Source organism: Streptomyces sp. MnatMP-M17 (assembly GCF_900091995.1).
Lineage (GTDB): Bacteria > Actinomycetota > Actinomycetes > Streptomycetales > Streptomycetaceae > Streptomyces.
Window position 1 is genome coordinate 1 of sequence record NZ_FMDK01000702.1, and the last position, 16,188, is coordinate 16,188.

Genomic DNA, 16,188 nt, shown 5'->3' on the forward strand with positions numbered 1-16,188 from the left:
GGCCCCCCTGCCGCCGCCGCCCGAGCCGTTCCGGTTCCGTGCCTCGGTCGCCCGGCCGGGCGACACGCTCCTGCTGTGCGGCGCCGGCCTCGCGGAACCGCTGCGCGGCGAGCCCGCCTTTGCCGGCGAACTGGCCGCCCGCTGGGCCCGTACCGGCGCTCCGGGCCTGACCGAGTACCTCGCGGACATCCAGCTCAGGATCGAGGGATACGCCGACGACCGCACCGCCGCCGGAGTGTGGGAGGAGTAGCCGGGGAGCAACCGCGACGTAGCCGCCGTGGCGTAACCGCGCAGGCGCGAGCGCGCCCGTGGCGGAGCAGTTTGTCGACAACCTCGTCGGCCTTCCGTGCGTCCTCGCTGTCGTCGTCCGGCCCCCCGAACCCCCGGCCCGTGCCCATCGTGCCGCGCAGATGTCGAGGCGGAGCGGAAGAAGTAGCCCCCTGTCTCACAAGAGGCAGGGGGCTTCTTGCGTTGGTACCCACACAGAGCACCGTCGAAGTACCGTTTCAGAGTGAGCGAGCATCTGGGCGACACGCTGCGTCGCCTCCGAAAGCTGCCCGGGCTTACCCAGGAAGAACTGTCCGACGCCTCTGACGTGTCCGTTGATGTCATCAGGAAGCTGGAGCAGAAGCGGACATTCTCGGCCCGTCTGCCGACCCTGCATGCCCTGGCCGACGGCCTCGGTGTCGAGCTGACAACGCTGCTGGGAGATCCACCGGGCGCCCGGTCCGAGGGCGATGGAGACTCGCCGGCCCTCGTTGCTGTCCGACGAGCCATCACGCCCACGGCCTTCGCCCCCGAGCCGGACCCCGCAGAGGCAGAAGGGTTGTCCGTAGTCAGCCTGCGTGACCGGATCGCGGACGCGTGGTCTGCCTATCACGCAGCGGAGTTCGACGATCTGATGAAGACACTGCCGGACATTATCGCCGACGTGCGGCGGCTCGTAGCGGCCGGCCGCGAAGGGGCACACGCTGCCCTTGGAAAGGCGCTCCAGCTTGGCGGGCACCTTGCCGTCCGGCTGGGGAAGAGCGACCTTGCCATCATCAGCTTGGAACGCGCCATGGACGAAGCAGAGGCGTCCTCCGATCCCCTCCTGACGCCGATGATCTGCAACAGCATGGCATGGGCATACCAGCGTCAGAACCGGCTGTCCGATGCGATTTCCGTGGCGCAATACGGCGCGGATCGGGTGAAGGCAGGCGGTCTCACGACCGCTGAAAGCGTCAAGGTCTGGGGCGGCCTGATGATGTCCGCGGCAACTAGCTACGCCCGGAGCAACGACTACGAGCAAGCCGACAAGATGATGCGTGCCGCGGAGAAGGAAGCGGAGCGCGTCAGCACGCTCCCGGTGTCCGAGGACAGTCGCATGGTGAGCGTCTTCAGCAAATCGTCCGTCCGCATTGAGCGCGTCCGCCTCGCAGTCCAGCACGGACACCCCGAGGACGCGCTCAAGTTGGCTAAGGGAATGCGCCTCTCACAGGACACGCCGCCTTCGTGGCGCACCTGGCTTCTCCTGGACGTTGCGCGGGCACATACAGATCTGGGGGACGCCGAAGGAGCTGTGAAGGCGCTGGAGTCTCTCCGCCGGGTGGCGCCGGCATGGATGCGCCACCACACGCTTGCAGTGTCCATTATCCGGGATTTGTGGGAGCTGCCCGTGCGGCCCCCGGGACTGCGGTCACTGGCCGAATTCGTCGGCGTGGCGAATTAGCGTTGCAAAAGCAGGACGCAGCATCCCTGTAGATCATTTTCCGATGCCGCGATGCTTCATGCATCGACACGGCGGAGGTGCGACGAAATGGGCAGGCTGCCAAGGGACTTCACACAGGTCCCTCCACCGGTACACCTGATGGAGCCGGCAGTGGTCCAGCCGCCCACGCCCCATCCCGGGTGCGACATCTGCGGAGCGCTGAAGCAGCAGTGGTGCCAGGCGACGGAGGCGGACAGTCCCGCGTACGACCCGAGCCACGCCGTTGATCTGGCTGTTGAAATCAAGCGTCATCCTCACACCAGACGGACGGCGACGTCGCGGATCCGCCGGCCGACAGCGGCTGATCACCCATGACAGCTCCGTCCATGTCCCCGTCTCTACAGCACGTGGACGGAGCGCCAAACCTGGGGAGGGGGCGGCAGGGCTGCGGTTGCTGTTTGTTGAGGCCGGCGGACCGCGGCTCTGTCGTCCACAGTCCCGGTGTTCTCTCCCCCAGGGAGGGGCGCCGGGGCTCTTGCTGCTCGGCTACGGCGCCACGTACGACGGGGGGCCGTGCTTTCCCGGGGATACCCCGGACCCCTGTACGGCGCGTCCGACGGCCCGGCGCCGGGTTGGGCGGTTCTGTCCTCAATCGCCGGACAGGCTGGTTTTTTCGGCCTTCGGCCGGAGTGCGGCACGGGGCAGGCCCCACCGTCTGGAGACCCGGCACCCGGGCTGCCGGTTCCGTCCTCAAACGCCGGACGGGCTTGATTTGCGTCCCGAACCAATGACCCACCAGCGGGGCGGTGCTGCGTGATGAACGACATCGGGCGCGGCGCGAGTGGCGTGATCGGGGTGGGGCATGCTCTCCGTAAGCGTCTGAGAGCGGGATCCGTCACCGGTACGAACGGGGGGACAGAACCATGACAGGGCTACGGCGCAGAGTGGGCGGTGCCGATCTCGCGGCGGTCCCGGAAGTGCGGCACGCCTTGCGGGAGATGCTGCTGCACTGGCGGGAGCGGGACTCGGCGGAGGTGGCGGAGCTGCTCATGAGCGAGCTGGTCACCAACGCGCTGGTGCACACCGAGCGCGGCGCGGTCGTCACGGCGACCGTCGCGGACTCACGGCTGCGGGTGGAGGTCCGGGACTTTGTCACCGCTCTGCCGCTGCCGCTGACCAGGCCCGAGACACAGCCGCCGGCGGCCGACGACGCGACGCACGGCAGGGGGCTGGCGCTGGTGAGGACCCTGGCGGACGACTGGGGCATACGGGCCAGGCCACTGGGCAAGGTGGTCTGGTTCGAGATGAACGGCGAAGCGGCGTAACGCGCAACACAACGCGGGCACGTGACACAACAGCGGATCCGTAACACAACAGCGGACCGGCGCGACGGGAGTCCGTCACACCGGTCCGGGTGCTGTGTTACGGGGCGATCCGGGTTACGGAGCGATCCGGCTCAGCCGAACTGCCGTTCCAGATCCGTGAGCTTGCGCTCCAGGGAGTCGAGCCGGGGAAGCGCCTGGGTGTCGTCCTCCGCGGTCAGGTCCACGGTGCGGGCCTCACCGCCTTTGACGGCCTGGAGGGAGAGCTGCGAGCGTTGCGGCAGTTGACCTTGTTCCACTATGGCAGGCTCCGCGGAGGCTTCGACCGCGGCCGGTGAGCCCGATCCGCCGCTCCCCGCGGTCAGCGGAACCTGACGGCCGCCACCGCGCCCCCAGGCCCGGTGCTGCCGGTTGAGCGCCTTGATCTGCGCCCGGTCCAGCTTCTGCTGCTCACGCCTGCGGTGCTGGTTCTGCTCCTTCTGACGGCGGTCCTCGCGGACCTCCTCGACGGCCTCGTCCAGCGTGCGTACGCCTTCGAGAAGCATCAGCGACCAGGCGCCGAAGGTCTCACGGGGAGCGCGCAGCCACCGTACGACCCGGATCTGCGGCAGCGGACGGGGCACCAGGCCCTGCTCGCGCAGCGCCGCCCGACGGGTCTGCTTCAGCGCGCGGTCGAAGAGGACCGCGGCCGAGAGCGACATGCCGGAGAAGAACTGCGGCGCGCCGTCGTGGCCCAGACCCCTGGGCGCGTGCACCCAGTTGAACCAGGCGGCGGCACCGGCGAACGTCCACACCAGCAGTCGCGAGCCGAGGGCCGCGTCACCGTGGCTGGCCTCGCGCACGGCGAGCACGGAGCAGAACATCGCCGCGCCGTCGAGACCGAACGGGACGAGGTACTCCCAGCCGCCGCTCAGGCTGAGGTTCTCCTGGCCGAAGCCGACCAGGCCTTTGAACGAGAGGGCGGCGGCAACCGCCGCACAGCAGAAGAGAAGTGCGTAGGAGGCGGCGCCGTAGATGGTCTCCTTCCGTCTGCGGCGTTCTTCACTGCGTTCCCATGAATCCTCGGCCGCGGCCTTGTCACCGGCGCGCTTACCGCGCGCGAGCACTGCCACCGCCACCAGGATTCCGACGATCAGGACGCCGACGGGAAGCAGCCAGTTCAGCGATATGTCGGTCAGTCGCATGCGGTGTTCCTTGCATCGCAGTAGGGCGTTTCGGGCGCCATATTGGCGGAAGAGCGGTGCCGCTCAGGGGGTTTTGGAGCAAGAAGACGCCAACGAGGTGGTGGGGCACACTGATAGGCGCGATCGACCAGAACTGCCGCACGGGAGGCGGCTGTCATGTTCGATTAATATCACCCTAGCGGGTGGCTTGGCTCCTCGGGTGACGAGGGGTCAGACGCCCGTACTCAACTTCTGGACACGATCGGCGTCGCATGTACGCGGACAGGTGACACACGTGTCCTCGGGCCGCAGTGTGTAGAAGAGGCAGCAGCTGGCCCGGTCCCGGGTCGGCAGCGACTCCCCGCCGGGGCCCGTCAGTTCGCGGAACCCCGCCGTGCCGACGTACGGTCCGGTCGTGCCCGGCAGCAGCAGCTCCAGCTCCGCCATCGCGCGCCGCTCCTCGCCCAGGAGATGGCCGATGTACCAGAGGCCCTCGACGATCTCGTCGGTCGCCATGCCCCACAGCGCCCTCCGGCCACGCCGCATCCGCGGGCCGAAGCCGTCCAGAACCGGTCCGAGATGCTCGGCGGCGGCGGCCCGTACCTCGGCGCGCAGGGCCTCCTCGTCCGGTACGACCCGGGCACCGGGCAGCGCCGCCGCGGGATCGTCCGGCAGACACGCGAAGTCCTGGACCCGGACGCTCATCCGGCCGAGCGTGCGCTGGAAGGAGACATTCCCGACGGGGATCCTGGGCACGCGGCGATGCAGGAACCAGGGCACGGTGATCAGCAGACAGGTCGGCCAGGCATAGCGGTGCAGCGCGAAACTGGCGATCACATCGGGCCGCGCCCGCTGTCCGTAGTCCCGGACGACCTGCGCTTCGTCCCAGTCGAGAAATGTGTCGAGCGCCACGCCTCCGGCGGCGAGCTCCGCCGCGCCGACCCAGCCGCCGCCGAGCGGAGGCCGCTCACCGTCGGTGAGGTGGTCGATGCTCAGCGAGGGAAACACCTCGGTGAGACGGGCGTACGCGTCCGTCACGGGAGAGGTGTGAAGGCCGGGCAGCAGCGTGGGCACGGTCATGCAGGGGACCACCGAATCGGGATCGTTTGCAGGTAAGCCTTACCTTACCCGATGTGATCGGGTTTGAAGTGCGGCGGCGGCGGCCTATCGTGCACAGATGAATCCGGCGCCGGGCCGGGCTACGGCGACGCCGGGTGTGCGGAGGTGGGCGGGGTGGAGCAGCGCGGCAGGGCGGCGGAGAGCGCCGCGCCGATCCCCTCCCAGGCCGGTCCAGACGCCCGGCGCGCGGACCGTGGCGAGCAAACGCCGGCGCGCGGTGAGCACACGCACAGTGAGCCGGCCACGCCCCGGGTTGTGCGCCGGCACTCGGTACGGGGACAGATCCTCGCCGCCCTGCGCTCGGCGCTCCTCGGCGGCGAGCTGGTTCCCGGGGAGGTCTACTCGGCTCCCGTGCTCGGCGAGCGCTTCGGTGTCTCCGCCACTCCCGTACGCGAGGCCATGCAGCAGCTCGCGCTCGAAGGCGCGGTCGAGGTCGTCCCGAACCGCGGCTTCCGGGTCACCGAGCGAAGCGCGCGGGAGCTGGCGGAGCTGGCCGAGGTACGTGCGCTCATCGAGGTACCGGTGATGCTGCGGCTGGCCCGTACCGTATCCGCCGAACGCTGGGCGGAGCTACGTCCGTTGGCGGAGGCGACGGCCATGGCCGCCGCCGCCGGGGACCGCGCGGCGTACGCGGAGGCCGACCGTGCCTTTCACGGCGCGCTGCTCTCGCTCTGCGGCAATGACCAACTGGTCATGGTCGCCGACGATCTGCACCGCCGCTCCCAGTGGCCGCTGGTCAGCGCTCCGGCTGTGCGCCGCGCCGATCTGATTGCCGACGCGGCGGAGCACTCGGCTCTGCTGGACGCCCTGGAGACAAGGGATCTGACGGCCATTCAGCCCCTGCTGCGGGAGCACTTCGCCGGCCCGGCCGACTGACAGCGGCCCTGAGCAGCTACGAAGGCGTCATCTCTGCCGTGCGGCTTCCGCGGCCGACACCGCCGCCGTCAGCAGTTCCGCGTCGAAGAAGGTCGCGTCGGCCAGACGGTTGGCGCCCGCGTAGGCGTTCAGCATCGCCTTGGTGGTCCGCAGCGCCGCGGGCGATCTGCGGAGCAGCGGCCTGGTCCACCGCTCGACGGTCCGGTCCAGCTCCTCCACCGGGACGACCTTGTGGAGAATGGACAGCTCGGCGGCTCTGGCCGCGTCGAAGTTCTCGGCCGTCAGCATCAGTTCACGGATCTGGGCGGCTCCCGCCTCGCTGAGCAGCCGTGACAGCACGCCTCCCCAGGCGGGCGGCACTCCAAGACCCAGCTCCGGCATTCTGAAGCGGCAGTCGTCCGCGCCGACGCGCAGATCGCAGAAGACCGCGAGCCCGAGCCCGGCCCCGACCACGCCGCCGTGCAGCCGGGCGATGGTCACCGCGTGGACGCTCGCGAGGGCGTCGCACATCCGCCGGGCCTTGTTGCCGAGGGAGTGCAGGCCCGCACCGCCGGAATGGGCGGCGAGCAGACCGGGAAACTCGCTGCGGTCACCGCCGAGACAGAAGTCGTCTCCCGCGGCGGAGAGAATCAGCACGCGGATGGCGGGATCGCCGTGAACGGTGTCGAGTACGGCGAGGAGTTCGTCGAGAAGCGGTCCGGAGACGGCATTACCCGTCTCCGGACTGTTCAACCGCACTTTCAGGACAGGCCCTTCGTGCAGGACGTGCAGAGCCTTGAAGTCTTCCACCATGCTGTTCCTTGTGTTTTGTGCCGCTTCTTTATGGATGCCGTACCGTCAGGAAGCCCGCCCGTACCGTCAGGAAGCCGTGACGCGGAACGACTTGAGGCGTCGGAAGGCCACCCGCGGCGCGTACGACGGTCCGTCGGCGAGGCGCAGTCCGGGCATCCGCTTGAGCAGCGTGGTCAGCAGGGACGTCGCCTCCAGCCGGGCCAGCGGCGCCCCGAGGCAGTAGTGGACTCCACCGCCGAAGCTGAGATGCGCGGCCTTGCGGCGGATGTCGAAGAGGTCGGGATCGGTGTGCTGGTCCGGGTCGTGGTGCGCGGCACCGACCATGAGCTGCACCATCTCACCGCGCTCGATGGGCACTCCGGCCAGCGTGGTGTCCTCCGCGGCGATCCGGCTGATCATATGGATCGGGGGGTCGTAGCGCAGGGTCTCCTCGATCGCGCCCGGCATGTGCTCGGGGTGCGTACGGACCCAGTCGAGCTGGCGGGGATGCTCCAGAAGCAGCCACACCGCCGTGGCCAGCAGATGCGAGGTGGTCTCCAGCGCGGCCAGGACCACGAAGAGCGCCAGCGAGTGGACGGCGGCGTCGGCCGCGTCCTGGTCGGGCTCCAGCTCGTCCCAGGTCCGCAGCCAGACCGAGACCTTGTCGTTCCCGGGCGTCCTGCGGCGCTCCCGGATCAGTTCGGTGAAGTACTCCCGCAGCTGAGCCGTCGCGGCGTCGGACAGCGCGAGCTGGCTCGGCGACGGGAACAATTCCTGGGTGAATACCTGGTCGTGCGTGAGCGAACGCAGCAGCGGATAATCCGCGGCCGGCAGCCCGAGCCATTCACCGATCGTTATTACGGGCAATTCTTCGCAGACCAGCTCCACGAAGTCCGGTTCACCGTCGTGCAACTCCTCCCGGACCTGGTCGAGGAGCCGCTCGGTTATTCGGTCGATCGAATTCCTCATGGCGTCGAGGGATTTACGGTCGAACATGCTGCCCACCGACCGCCGCATCCGCGTGTGATGCGGCGGGTTGAGCATGGGCATCGTGCTCCCCATCTGGAGCGAAGCAGGTGCACTCCAGCGTGCGGCGTCCTTCTGCCGAGTGCGCCACTCGTTGCCCGGCACCTGCCAGGCCCGGTTCCTCAGTACCTGGTCACACAGCTTGTAGGAGGTCACCAGGTGCCCGCCCCAAGGGGCGGGCATGATATTTCCCATTGCCCTGAGCTCTTTGTAGAAAGGCAATGGATTTGACTGTCCGCTCGATGTGCGCAGACGGGAGAATAGCGAAACCACAGAGCGTCGGTCGACGGATGAGGTGGCCAGGGAAGGCTCCACAGCGACTCCTTCTTTCAAGAGATCACATAAGATTCGCCAACCCTGTCTACCCCTATGATTGAACATTCATGCGAGGGTAAATCGTCCCCAATTGTTGGGCATGTCACACCTTCCACCAGGACAGGAATCCGCTCCACCAGGTACCCTTCTGCGCCGCGTGCTGCGGCTGGGCCGGGGCATTTCCGAGCGTGCGGGAGGTGCTCGGCTGAGGCGCTGACGTCCTCTTCTCCCTGCGTACGGGAGTGAACCGGGCGGGCAGGGCGTTGAGCGCGCGGTGGATCGGGCCCGGCCGCCACGACAGGCTGTTCACATGGACGCCCAGCTCGATGTCCGGCAGGCTGTTGAGCAGCTTCTCGATCGCCAGGACGGAGATCAGCAGGGCGGGATCCTTGGCCGGGCAGGCGTGCGGCCCGGCGCCCCAGGCGAGATGGGCCCGCTTGCTGAGCGTCTGCCGGCTCACGGACAGGCTCGGATCGGTGTTGGCCGCGGCGAAGCTGATGACCACGGGATCACCGGCGTCCAGCTTGCTCCCGGACAGGTCGACGTCGTACATCGGGTAGTGCACGGCGTAGTTGGCTATCGGCGGGCTGTTCCACAGCACATCGTTGATGGCGTCCTCGACCAGCAGACCGGCCGTGTGCTGTCCGCCGGCGTACTTGTCGTCCGACAGGAGGAGCCGCAGCGCGCTCGCGATGATGTTCTGCGTGGGCTCGGTGCCCGCGCCGATGAGCGTGACGAGCTGGTGGATCATCTCCTCGTCGGTCAGCCGCGCCTGATGCTGCATCAGCCACGAGGTGACATCGTCGCCGGGCTTGGCCCGCTTCAGCGCGACGAGCTCCAGCAGCGCCTCGGTCAGGACCTCGTTCGCCTTCTCCGCGTCCACTCCGTCGAAGAGACTGGAGATACCGAAGACCAGCCGGTCGCCGATCTCGGCCGGGCAGCCGAAGATGTCGTTGAAGACCAGCAGCGGTACCAACTGTGCGTAGTCGCTGACCAGATCGGCCTTGCCGCGGCTGCTGAACTGGTCGATCAGATACGTGGCGACACGGTCGGTGTGCCGGCTCAGCCGGTGAGTGTCGATCTTGGCCAGCGACTCCGTCACGGCCTGACGGAGCCTCAGATGGTCCGCGCCGTCGGAGAAGAGACAGTTCGGCCGGTACGCCATCATCGGCAGGATGGGGCTGTCCGGCGGTATCTGGCCCTCGTTGAGGGCGCGCCAGCGACGCGCGTCACGCGCGAAGGTGTCGGGGTTCTGGAGCACATGCAGCGCCGCGGCGTAGTCCGTGACGAGCGAAGCCTCCACACCCGGAGCCAGTTCGACGGGCGCTGCGGGACCGTGCTGCCGCAGATACTCGTAGAACGCCTGGGGATCGGCGGCGAATTCGGGTCCGTGCAGGGGCACGCTCTTGCCGCTGTTGTGGGCAGGGCAGCCCGGTGGTGGCGCCTGGTGTTCCGAGTGGGATTGCATGGCGAACTCCTAGCTGAGGCGCGACTGGAGATAACGGACAAGGACAATGAGCGAATTCGCTGACGAACGCTGGTCGCGTGCGTCACAATTGACGAGAGGCGTCTCGGGGAGCAGGTCGAGCGCCTCCCGTATCTCCTCGTCCGTGTGACTCGGTGTGCCGTCGAAGCGATTGACCGCGATGGCGTACGGGATTCCGTAGTGCTCGACCAGATCCATCACCGCGAAGGACTCTTCGAGGCGTTGTGGGTCCACCAAGACCAATGCCCCGAGAGCTCCCCGGGACATGTCTTCCCACACCTGGACGAAGCGCTGCTGGCCAGGTGTGCCGAAGAGATAGAGAACGAGTCTCTCGCTGAGGGTGAGCCGGCCGAAGTCCATGGCGACGGTCGTCGTGGTCTTGCCCGGGGTGCCCCGGAGGTCGTCCACTCCCTCGCCCGCCTGCGTCATCACCTCTTCGGTGCGCAGCGGCGGAATCTCGGACATGGTCCCGATGAACGTCGTCTTGCCGACGGCGAAGTGGCCGACGACAAGGATCTTCGCCGCCGTCTGCACTGAATTGCGCAGATATACGCCGTCATCCAAAACGGGCTTGAAGGCCATTCAGCACCTCCTCGAGTATGTGCCGCTCGACAAGCTTCGCGGGAGGTATCGGGGCACGCGTCACCAGATACCCCTGCTCCGTGAGATCGGACAGCAGAATTTTGACGACACCGACGGGCAGACTGGTGTGCCCGGCTATTTCGGCAACCGAGAGATAGCCGCCGGCACACAGATCCAGCAGACGGAGCTTCTCGGGATCGAGATGTCCCGTTCTGGGGCCCTCGGCGGCCACCGTGACCAGTGTGATGAGTGAGAAATCGTCATCATCCAGCAGATTGCGTCCGTTGGTGATGACGTACGGTCGAACTAAGGGCGCTGCTTCTCGTTCCAGCTCGGGCTCGTCCGGAGTCGTCATGCCTTGGTGTCAGCAATCTCGCGAGGGGGACTGGTCAGGGACTTACCGAGCTGGCCGACGAGCTGCATCATGCGGAAGGTGATCTCCGCCATGTCGACGTCGGGCGATGCCGAGACGGCGAGATAGGCGCCTTCACCGGCGGAGATGAGAAAGACCCAGCCGTGGTCGAACTCCACCAGCGTCTGACGCCACTGCGGACGCTCGTTCGGAGGTCCGCCGCAGAAGTCGGCGACCGTGCGGCTCAGCGACTGCATTCCGCTCATCGCGGCGGCGACGGTGTCGGCGTGGTCCTTGCCTACATCGTTCGAACGGGCCATGAGCAGGCCGTCCGCGGAGACAAGGATCGCGTGGCGCGCCTCGGGCACTTCCAGAGCACTGTCAAGCATCCATGACAGATCGTAATTCACTGAGACTCATGCCCTTCGCTGCTTGCGTTGGTGGAACGACGGCCCGACTGCGTTCCTCGCTGGAACGCGCCCATGACGGAGGCGGCCTGCTCGCTGGAGCGGGCGGGCGTCTCCGTGCTCTCGGCCGCCGGAACGATGGATATCGCGCCTCGTCGGCGCCGCTTCGGCAGTCCGCCGAAAGTGGTGCCGCGCGTCGCCGGGGTCTCTTCTGGAGGCATCGGGGAGGACGCGGCCATGGCGGGATTCTCCTCGGGCTCGGGCGCGGGCGCGGGCATGGACGTGAGGAGCTCCTCTGGAAGAAGCACGACCGCGCGCACGCCACCGTACGGAGAAGTCGAGTCCACGGAGACCGTGAAGCCGTAGCGGGCCGCGAGCACACCGATCACGGTGAATCCGAACTGCGGCGGGTTGCCGAGACCGGAGACACCGGGGGAGCGTTCGCTGGAAAGGAGCTTGGCGGCTCTGCTCTTCTCTTCCTCGTTCATGCCGACGCCGGCGTCGTCGACGATGATGCAGACGCCCTTGGGCACGGGGCGGATATTGATCTCGATCATCGTCTCGGGTGCCGAGTAACTGGTGGCGTTGTCCAGCAGTTCGGCGAGCGTGAGCGCGACCGGTTCGACGGCGCGGCTGACGATGGCGAAATTGCTCTGGGCCCGGATCTCGACGCGCGTGAAGTGGCGGATACGGCCCTTCGCGCTGCGGACCACGTCATAGAGGGAGGCCGAGGCGCGCTGGCGGCCGAGCCATCCGTCGCAGAGAACGGCGATGGACTGCGCACGCCGGGCGAACTGCGAATTCATGTGGTCGATGTCGAGGAGGTCCTGGAGAATCTGGAGTTCTCCGTACTTGTCCTGGAGCTTCGTGATGGCGAGCTGCTGCTCGCTGGCGAGGCCCTGGAGCGTCCGCATCGCGGATTTCAGAGCGGTTTTGGTCGCCTCTTCTGCTCGGTCCTTGGCCTCTTCGACGGCCTCCGAGTAGTGATCTTCCAGATTGGCGTAATGTGCCCTGAGTTCCTGTTTTTCCTTCTTGAGTTCGGTGATCGACTTTCTGCCGCGAATGATCGCGGTCGCTGCGACAGGAGTACCAACGGCTATCAGACCCCACAGCGCTGGATCCTGGAAGTATTGCGTCATAAGGCTCTCTTCGGGCGACTGGGGCACCGGACACTGAATGTCTGGACGCTGCGTTCGAGTGCGCTCACAGTCTCAGACATACGGGATCGGCCGCGCATACTCGCCCGCCGGACTGCCTTGAAAGGCCCGGCTGATGGCATAGCTCTCCCCGGGGTGGCGGATTTCTGGGCCGATGCGCTGACTTTCCCTTTATGCCGTAGCGGGTTTACCACCGCTTGGCAAGCTCGGCGATCTTATCATCACACCAAGGCTTGACGTCCATGTCCTTCGGTTCCGTATCCGGTATCTGACGGAAATTCAGCAAGGCTCCGTCTTGCGGTCTTCGGTGCCTGGAACCCCAGGTCGGAGCTGCTGTCTGACGGTACGTCAGGACGGGACTGGCAGGGCCGTGCGGGTGCCTCCGGATCGTAGGGCGCGGACATGGGTGAGCACTGCAGCGATCCGGGGACACCGGATCGCCGTAGTGCCGGAGGGTACCCGTGATGGTTGATGAGGTGTCAGCGGGGTCGGGTTGCGGTCGGGTTGCGATGTCGAGGCCGCGTCCGTGTTCGCATCACCGACCGTACGTGCCCGCACGCGCCGGCCGGCCGGGCGCGTGCGGGCTCCGGCCGGGCGTACGGGTCGGGTCAGACGTCGGCGGCCCGTGGACCGACGACCGGGACGACCGGGGCCCGTGGGGCGAGCTGGTCCGCCAGCCAGGTCGGCACACCGCCCAGCAGCCGGAAGAGACGGCCCGCCTCCTCGCGCAGCCGGGTGGCCTCCGGCTCGGGCTCGGCATCGGCCAGGGCGGCCAGCGCCGGGGCCGTACCGACCAGATAGCCCAGCTCCTCGCGGATACGGAGGGATTCGCTGAAGCCGTGTCTCGCCTCGGCCAGTTCGCCCTCCCGCAGGGCGAGCCCGGCGAGATGGCGCCAGGTGAAGGAGAGCAGCAGCGTCTCGCCGTGCGCGGTGGCGGCGGCGTGGGCGCGGCGGTACGCGGCGCGGGCGGACTGCGGCGAGTCCGAGAGATGCTCGGCGATCAGCCCGCGCCGGAAGTCGAGCAGGGCGCGGCCGGGAGCCGTCGGGTCGAGCAGTGCCGCCGCCCTGCCGAGCGCGGCACGCGCCTCGTCCGCGCGGTCGCGTACACCGAGGACGGTCGAGGCGTACGCGAGATGACCGCGCTCGCAGGCGGCGGCACCGCGTTCGTGGTCCTCGCGGGCCGTGGCCTCCGCCGAGCGGAGCGCGTCCTCGGCCTCCGGCCAGCCGGTCCCCGTGAACAGACAGCGCTCGACGAGCAGCGAGGCCCGCTGGAGCGCCGGCGCGGGAGTGGCGGTGTGCGGTGCGAGCAGGGCCGCTGCGTCGGTCCAACAGCCGCGTGAGCGCAGCCGCCATACCGCGGTCTGGAGTGGGTCGTCACCGGCAGTGGTTCCGGAACCAGACATGGCGGTATGCGCCACATTGCCCTCCCCGAGCGCGCCATTGTGCTGTTGAGTGTGGACGCATCTCAGCACGGATGGGCATGCCGGGCCAATAGGTCAGGTGAAAAATTTCACAATCCCTTGGTCGCCGAAGCCGCTCCGTACGGGCGGTTGACGGTGGTCCCGGAGGTGTCATCGACAGGGTGCGAGGGCCTCGGAAACGCTGTCACCTGCGGCGACGGCGACGGCACGGTCGGTGGCCGCGCCGCCGAAGAGCCCTCCTCGTGGCAAGGTTGGATCTTTCCATGCCCGTATCGGGTGACGGCGTCAACCGGCGTGGACCTGGCACGGCAGAACACCCGGCGACGGCGGGCTCCCGTCCGTTCCAAGGCGCTTCGCCGTTTTCGTGCATGGGAGCGCTCCCAGTGATTTGATGGCGAGCAGCCCGTTTCCCGCTCCTGGACCAGGCTCGGGCACACTCGCGACAGGAGGTCGCACGATGGCGGCGAAGGGACGTACGGGCCAGCCCACGCTGGAGGAGGTCGCCGCGCTCGCGGGCGTCGGCCGGGGCACGGTGTCGCGCGTCATCAACAATTCACCGCGGGTGAAGGACACCACCAGACACGTTGTCGAGCAGGCGATCGCCCAGCTCGGCTACATACCCAACCGGGCGGCCCGCGCCCTGGCGGGAAGCCGTACCGACGCCGTGGCGCTGGTGATACCGGAGACCGAGAAACGGTTCTTCGCCGAGCCGTACTTCTCCGACATCGTCCACGGCGTGGGCGACGGTCTCGCCGACACGGATCTGCAACTCCTGCTCACCCTGGTCCGTACGGAGAAGGAGCGACAGCGCTTCCTCCAGTACGCACGCGCCCGCCGTATCGACGGAGTCCTGCTCGTCTCCCTCCATGACAGCGACACACTGCCCGATCTGCTCGCCGCGATGGAGATGCCCACCGTCCTCAGCGGTCGCAGATCCGGTGACGAGTCCGTGTCCTATGTCGACTCCGACAATGTGGGCGGCGCACGTGCGGCCGTACGCCATCTGTCGGCGTCGGGACGGCGCGGGATCGCCACCATCACAGGACCGCTGGACATGTATGTGGCGCAGTGCCGGCTGCGCGGCTACGAGGAGGCCGTACGGAACACACCCGGCGGCCCGCAGCCCTCCTGGATCGCCCATGGTGACTTCACGGAGGAGAGCGGGCGCCGTGCGATGGCCGAGCTGCTGGCCCTCCATCCCGGGCTCGACGCGGTGTTCGCCGCCTCCGATGTGATGGCGGTGGGCGCCCTGCACACACTGCGGGCGGCGGGCCGGAGGATCCCCGAGGATGTGGCCGTGGTGGGCTTCGACGACTCGCCCATCGCGCGCCACACGGATCCTCAGCTCACCTCGGTGCGGCAGCCCGTGGAGGAGATGGGACGGACCATGGCGCGCGTGCTGCTGGAGTCGATCAGCGATGCCTCGTCGGCCTGGCAGCATGTGGTGCTGCGGACGGAACTGGTGCGCCGCGCCTCGGGGTGACCGGTCGGGCTGGTCTGGCCGGCCGGGCCGCGCGTCCCGGCTCAGGCCACGGAGGCTCAGGCCACGGAATCGACCCGGTGGATCGGCGTGTGCGCGCCCTTCAGCGGGACGCCGCTGCCGCCTCTGCGCACCGCGACGATCTCCGCGGCGATCGAGAGCGCCGTCTCCTCGGGTGTACGCGCACCGAGGTCGAGCCCGATCGGCGAGTGCAGCCGGGCCAGCTCCCGTTCGGTGACACCGGCCTCGCGCAGCCGCCTGTTGCGGTCCTCGTGCGTCCGCCGCGAGCCCATCGCGCCGACGAAGGCCACCGGCAGCCGCAGGGCCGACTCCAGCAGCGGCACATCGAACTTGGCGTCATGGGTCAGTACGCAGAGCACCGTACGGCCGTCGGTCCCGGTCGACGCCAGATAGCGGTGCGGCCAGTCCACGACGATCTCGTCGGCGTCCGGGAAGCGGGCCCGGGTGGCGAAGACGGGCCGCGCGTCGCACACCGTCACGTGGTAGCCGAGGAACTTGCCGACGCTGACGAGCGCCGAGGCGAAGTCGATCGCCCCGAAGACGATCATGCGCGGGGCCGGCACGTTCGATTCGACGAGCAGCGTCAACGGCTGTCCGCACCGCGATCCCTGCTCGCCGATGACGACCGTGCCCGTACGGCCCGCGTCCAGCATGGCATGGGCCTCCTCCGCCGCCGTACGGTCCAGCTCCGGATGTCCGCCGAGGCTGCCCTCATACGATCCGCCGGGCCGTACGAGCAGGGCGCGGCCACGCAGTTCCGCCGGGCCCTCGGCGATCCGCGCGAGCGCCGCCGCCTCGCCGTGTGTGGCGGCGGTCAGCGCGGTCGCGAACACCGCGTCGGCGTGCTGTCCGGCCGTGTCCGCCCGTACCGCCGTGTCCGCCCGTACCGGCGTCACCAGGATGTCGATGACTCCACCGCAGGTCAGCCCCACGGCGAAGGCGTCGTCGTCGCTGTAGCCGAACCGCTGGAGAACGGTGGTGCCGTCCTCCAGCGCCTGCC

15 protein-coding genes and 1 pseudogene are annotated in these 16,188 nt (G+C 68.3%); 5 read left to right on the top strand and 11 right to left on the bottom strand.

Annotation, left to right across the window (positions count from 1 at the left end):
- From GA0115259_RS28570 to GA0115259_RS28585, 3 genes and pseudogenes are all read left to right on the top strand, one after another.
- A pseudogene (locus GA0115259_RS28570) lies at nt 1-250 on the top strand (protein phosphatase 2C domain-containing protein); the annotation flags it as partial.
- A 261-nt stretch (nt 251-511) separates the two neighbouring features.
- Nucleotides 512-1,711 (top strand): helix-turn-helix domain-containing protein, encoded by a 1,200-nt coding sequence (locus tag GA0115259_RS28575; RefSeq protein WP_093602372.1) that lies wholly within the window; start codon nt 512-514, stop codon nt 1,709-1,711.
- Between the two features lie 902 nt (nt 1,712-2,613).
- Nucleotides 2,614-3,015 carry an ATP-binding protein gene (locus tag GA0115259_RS28585; protein WP_093602374.1) on the top strand — a complete coding sequence of 134 codons (402 nt, stop codon included), beginning with the start codon at nt 2,614-2,616 and terminating at the stop codon, nt 3,013-3,015.
- 131 nt (nt 3,016-3,146) lie between these two features.
- Here GA0115259_RS28585 and GA0115259_RS28590 read toward each other — a convergent pair whose 3' ends face one another.
- Nucleotides 3,147-4,196: a DUF2637 domain-containing protein gene (locus GA0115259_RS28590; protein ID WP_093602376.1), complete on the bottom strand. Its 1,050-nt coding sequence runs from the start codon at nt 4,194-4,196 to the stop codon at nt 3,147-3,149.
- A gap of 210 nt (nt 4,197-4,406) precedes the next feature.
- Nucleotides 4,407-5,255, bottom strand: coding sequence for a (2Fe-2S)-binding protein (locus tag GA0115259_RS28595; RefSeq protein ID WP_093602378.1), 849 nt, complete (start codon nt 5,253-5,255; stop codon nt 4,407-4,409).
- Nucleotides 5,256-5,447: 192 nt separating this feature from the next.
- Here GA0115259_RS28595 and GA0115259_RS28600 point away from each other — a divergent pair, with 192 nt between their 5' ends.
- Nucleotides 5,448-6,170, top strand: a complete 723-nt coding sequence (locus GA0115259_RS28600) for a GntR family transcriptional regulator (protein WP_370748596.1) — start codon at nt 5,448-5,450, stop codon at nt 6,168-6,170.
- A gap of 27 nt (nt 6,171-6,197) precedes the next feature.
- On the opposite strand, the gene GA0115259_RS28605 is transcribed toward GA0115259_RS28600, so the two are convergent.
- From GA0115259_RS28605 to GA0115259_RS28640, 8 genes are all read right to left on the bottom strand, one after another.
- On the bottom strand, nt 6,198-6,962 hold the full coding sequence (locus GA0115259_RS28605) for an enoyl-CoA hydratase/isomerase family protein (protein ID WP_093602382.1): 765 nt from the start codon (nt 6,960-6,962) through the stop codon (nt 6,198-6,200).
- A gap of 66 nt (nt 6,963-7,028) precedes the next feature.
- Complete coding sequence (locus tag GA0115259_RS28610) at nt 7,029-8,150, bottom strand: cytochrome P450 (protein ID WP_237540558.1); 1,122 nt, start codon at nt 8,148-8,150, stop codon at nt 7,029-7,031.
- Between the two features lie 235 nt (nt 8,151-8,385).
- A complete protein-coding gene (locus GA0115259_RS28615) occupies nt 8,386-9,750 on the bottom strand; it encodes a cytochrome P450 (protein ID WP_093602386.1) in 1,365 nt (454 codons plus the stop codon).
- A 9-nt stretch (nt 9,751-9,759) separates the two neighbouring features.
- Nucleotides 9,760-10,350, bottom strand: coding sequence for a GTP-binding protein (locus GA0115259_RS28620; protein ID WP_093602388.1), 591 nt, complete (start codon nt 10,348-10,350; stop codon nt 9,760-9,762).
- Nucleotides 10,325-10,705 (bottom strand): DUF742 domain-containing protein, encoded by a 381-nt coding sequence (locus GA0115259_RS28625; RefSeq protein ID WP_093602390.1) that lies wholly within the window; start codon nt 10,703-10,705, stop codon nt 10,325-10,327. Before GA0115259_RS28625 ends, GA0115259_RS28620 begins: the two co-directional genes overlap by 26 nt.
- Entirely contained in the window at nt 10,702-11,112 is a 411-nt protein-coding gene (locus tag GA0115259_RS28630; protein WP_093602392.1) for a roadblock/LC7 domain-containing protein, read from the bottom strand. Before GA0115259_RS28630 ends, GA0115259_RS28625 begins: the two co-directional genes overlap by 4 nt.
- Nucleotides 11,109-12,248: an ATP-binding protein gene (locus GA0115259_RS28635; protein ID WP_093602394.1), complete on the bottom strand. Its 1,140-nt coding sequence runs from the start codon at nt 12,246-12,248 to the stop codon at nt 11,109-11,111. The genes GA0115259_RS28630 and GA0115259_RS28635 overlap by 4 nt, the downstream gene beginning before the upstream one ends.
- 626 nt (nt 12,249-12,874) lie before the next feature.
- Nucleotides 12,875-13,684, bottom strand: coding sequence for a hypothetical protein (locus GA0115259_RS28640; RefSeq protein WP_093602396.1), 810 nt, complete (start codon nt 13,682-13,684; stop codon nt 12,875-12,877).
- Nucleotides 13,685-14,144: 460 nt separating this feature from the next.
- Here GA0115259_RS28640 and GA0115259_RS28645 point away from each other — a divergent pair, with 460 nt between their 5' ends.
- Nucleotides 14,145-15,170, top strand: coding sequence for a LacI family DNA-binding transcriptional regulator (locus GA0115259_RS28645; protein ID WP_093602398.1), 1,026 nt, complete (start codon nt 14,145-14,147; stop codon nt 15,168-15,170).
- Between the two features lie 56 nt (nt 15,171-15,226).
- On the opposite strand, the gene GA0115259_RS28650 is transcribed toward GA0115259_RS28645, so the two are convergent.
- Nucleotides 15,227-16,188 (bottom strand): XdhC family protein (locus tag GA0115259_RS28650; protein ID WP_093602400.1); only part of this gene is annotated, 962 nt, incomplete at its 5' end.

Bases quoted from the DNA above. Each gene is read 5' to 3' on its own strand.
- GA0115259_RS28585 (WP_093602374.1), top strand. From the start codon at position 2,614: ATGACAGGGCTACGGCGCAGAGTGGGCGGTGCCGATCTCGCGGCGGTC.
- GA0115259_RS28590 (WP_093602376.1), bottom strand. From the start codon at position 4,196: ATGCGACTGACCGACATATCGCTGAACTGGCTGCTTCCCGTCGGCGTC.
- GA0115259_RS28595 (WP_093602378.1), bottom strand. From the start codon at position 5,255: ATGACCGTGCCCACGCTGCTGCCCGGCCTTCACACCTCTCCCGTGACG.
- GA0115259_RS28605 (WP_093602382.1), bottom strand. From the start codon at position 6,962: ATGGTGGAAGACTTCAAGGCTCTGCACGTCCTGCACGAAGGGCCTGTC.
- GA0115259_RS28610 (WP_237540558.1), bottom strand. From the start codon at position 8,150: ATGCCCGCCCCTTGGGGCGGGCACCTGGTGACCTCCTACAAGCTGTGT.
- GA0115259_RS28615 (WP_093602386.1), bottom strand. From the start codon at position 9,750: ATGCAATCCCACTCGGAACACCAGGCGCCACCACCGGGCTGCCCTGCC.
- GA0115259_RS28620 (WP_093602388.1), bottom strand. From the start codon at position 10,350: ATGGCCTTCAAGCCCGTTTTGGATGACGGCGTATATCTGCGCAATTCA.
- GA0115259_RS28625 (WP_093602390.1), bottom strand. From the start codon at position 10,705: ATGACGACTCCGGACGAGCCCGAGCTGGAACGAGAAGCAGCGCCCTTA.
- GA0115259_RS28635 (WP_093602394.1), bottom strand. From the start codon at position 12,248: ATGACGCAATACTTCCAGGATCCAGCGCTGTGGGGTCTGATAGCCGTT.
- GA0115259_RS28645 (WP_093602398.1), top strand. From the start codon at position 14,145: ATGGCGGCGAAGGGACGTACGGGCCAGCCCACGCTGGAGGAGGTCGCC.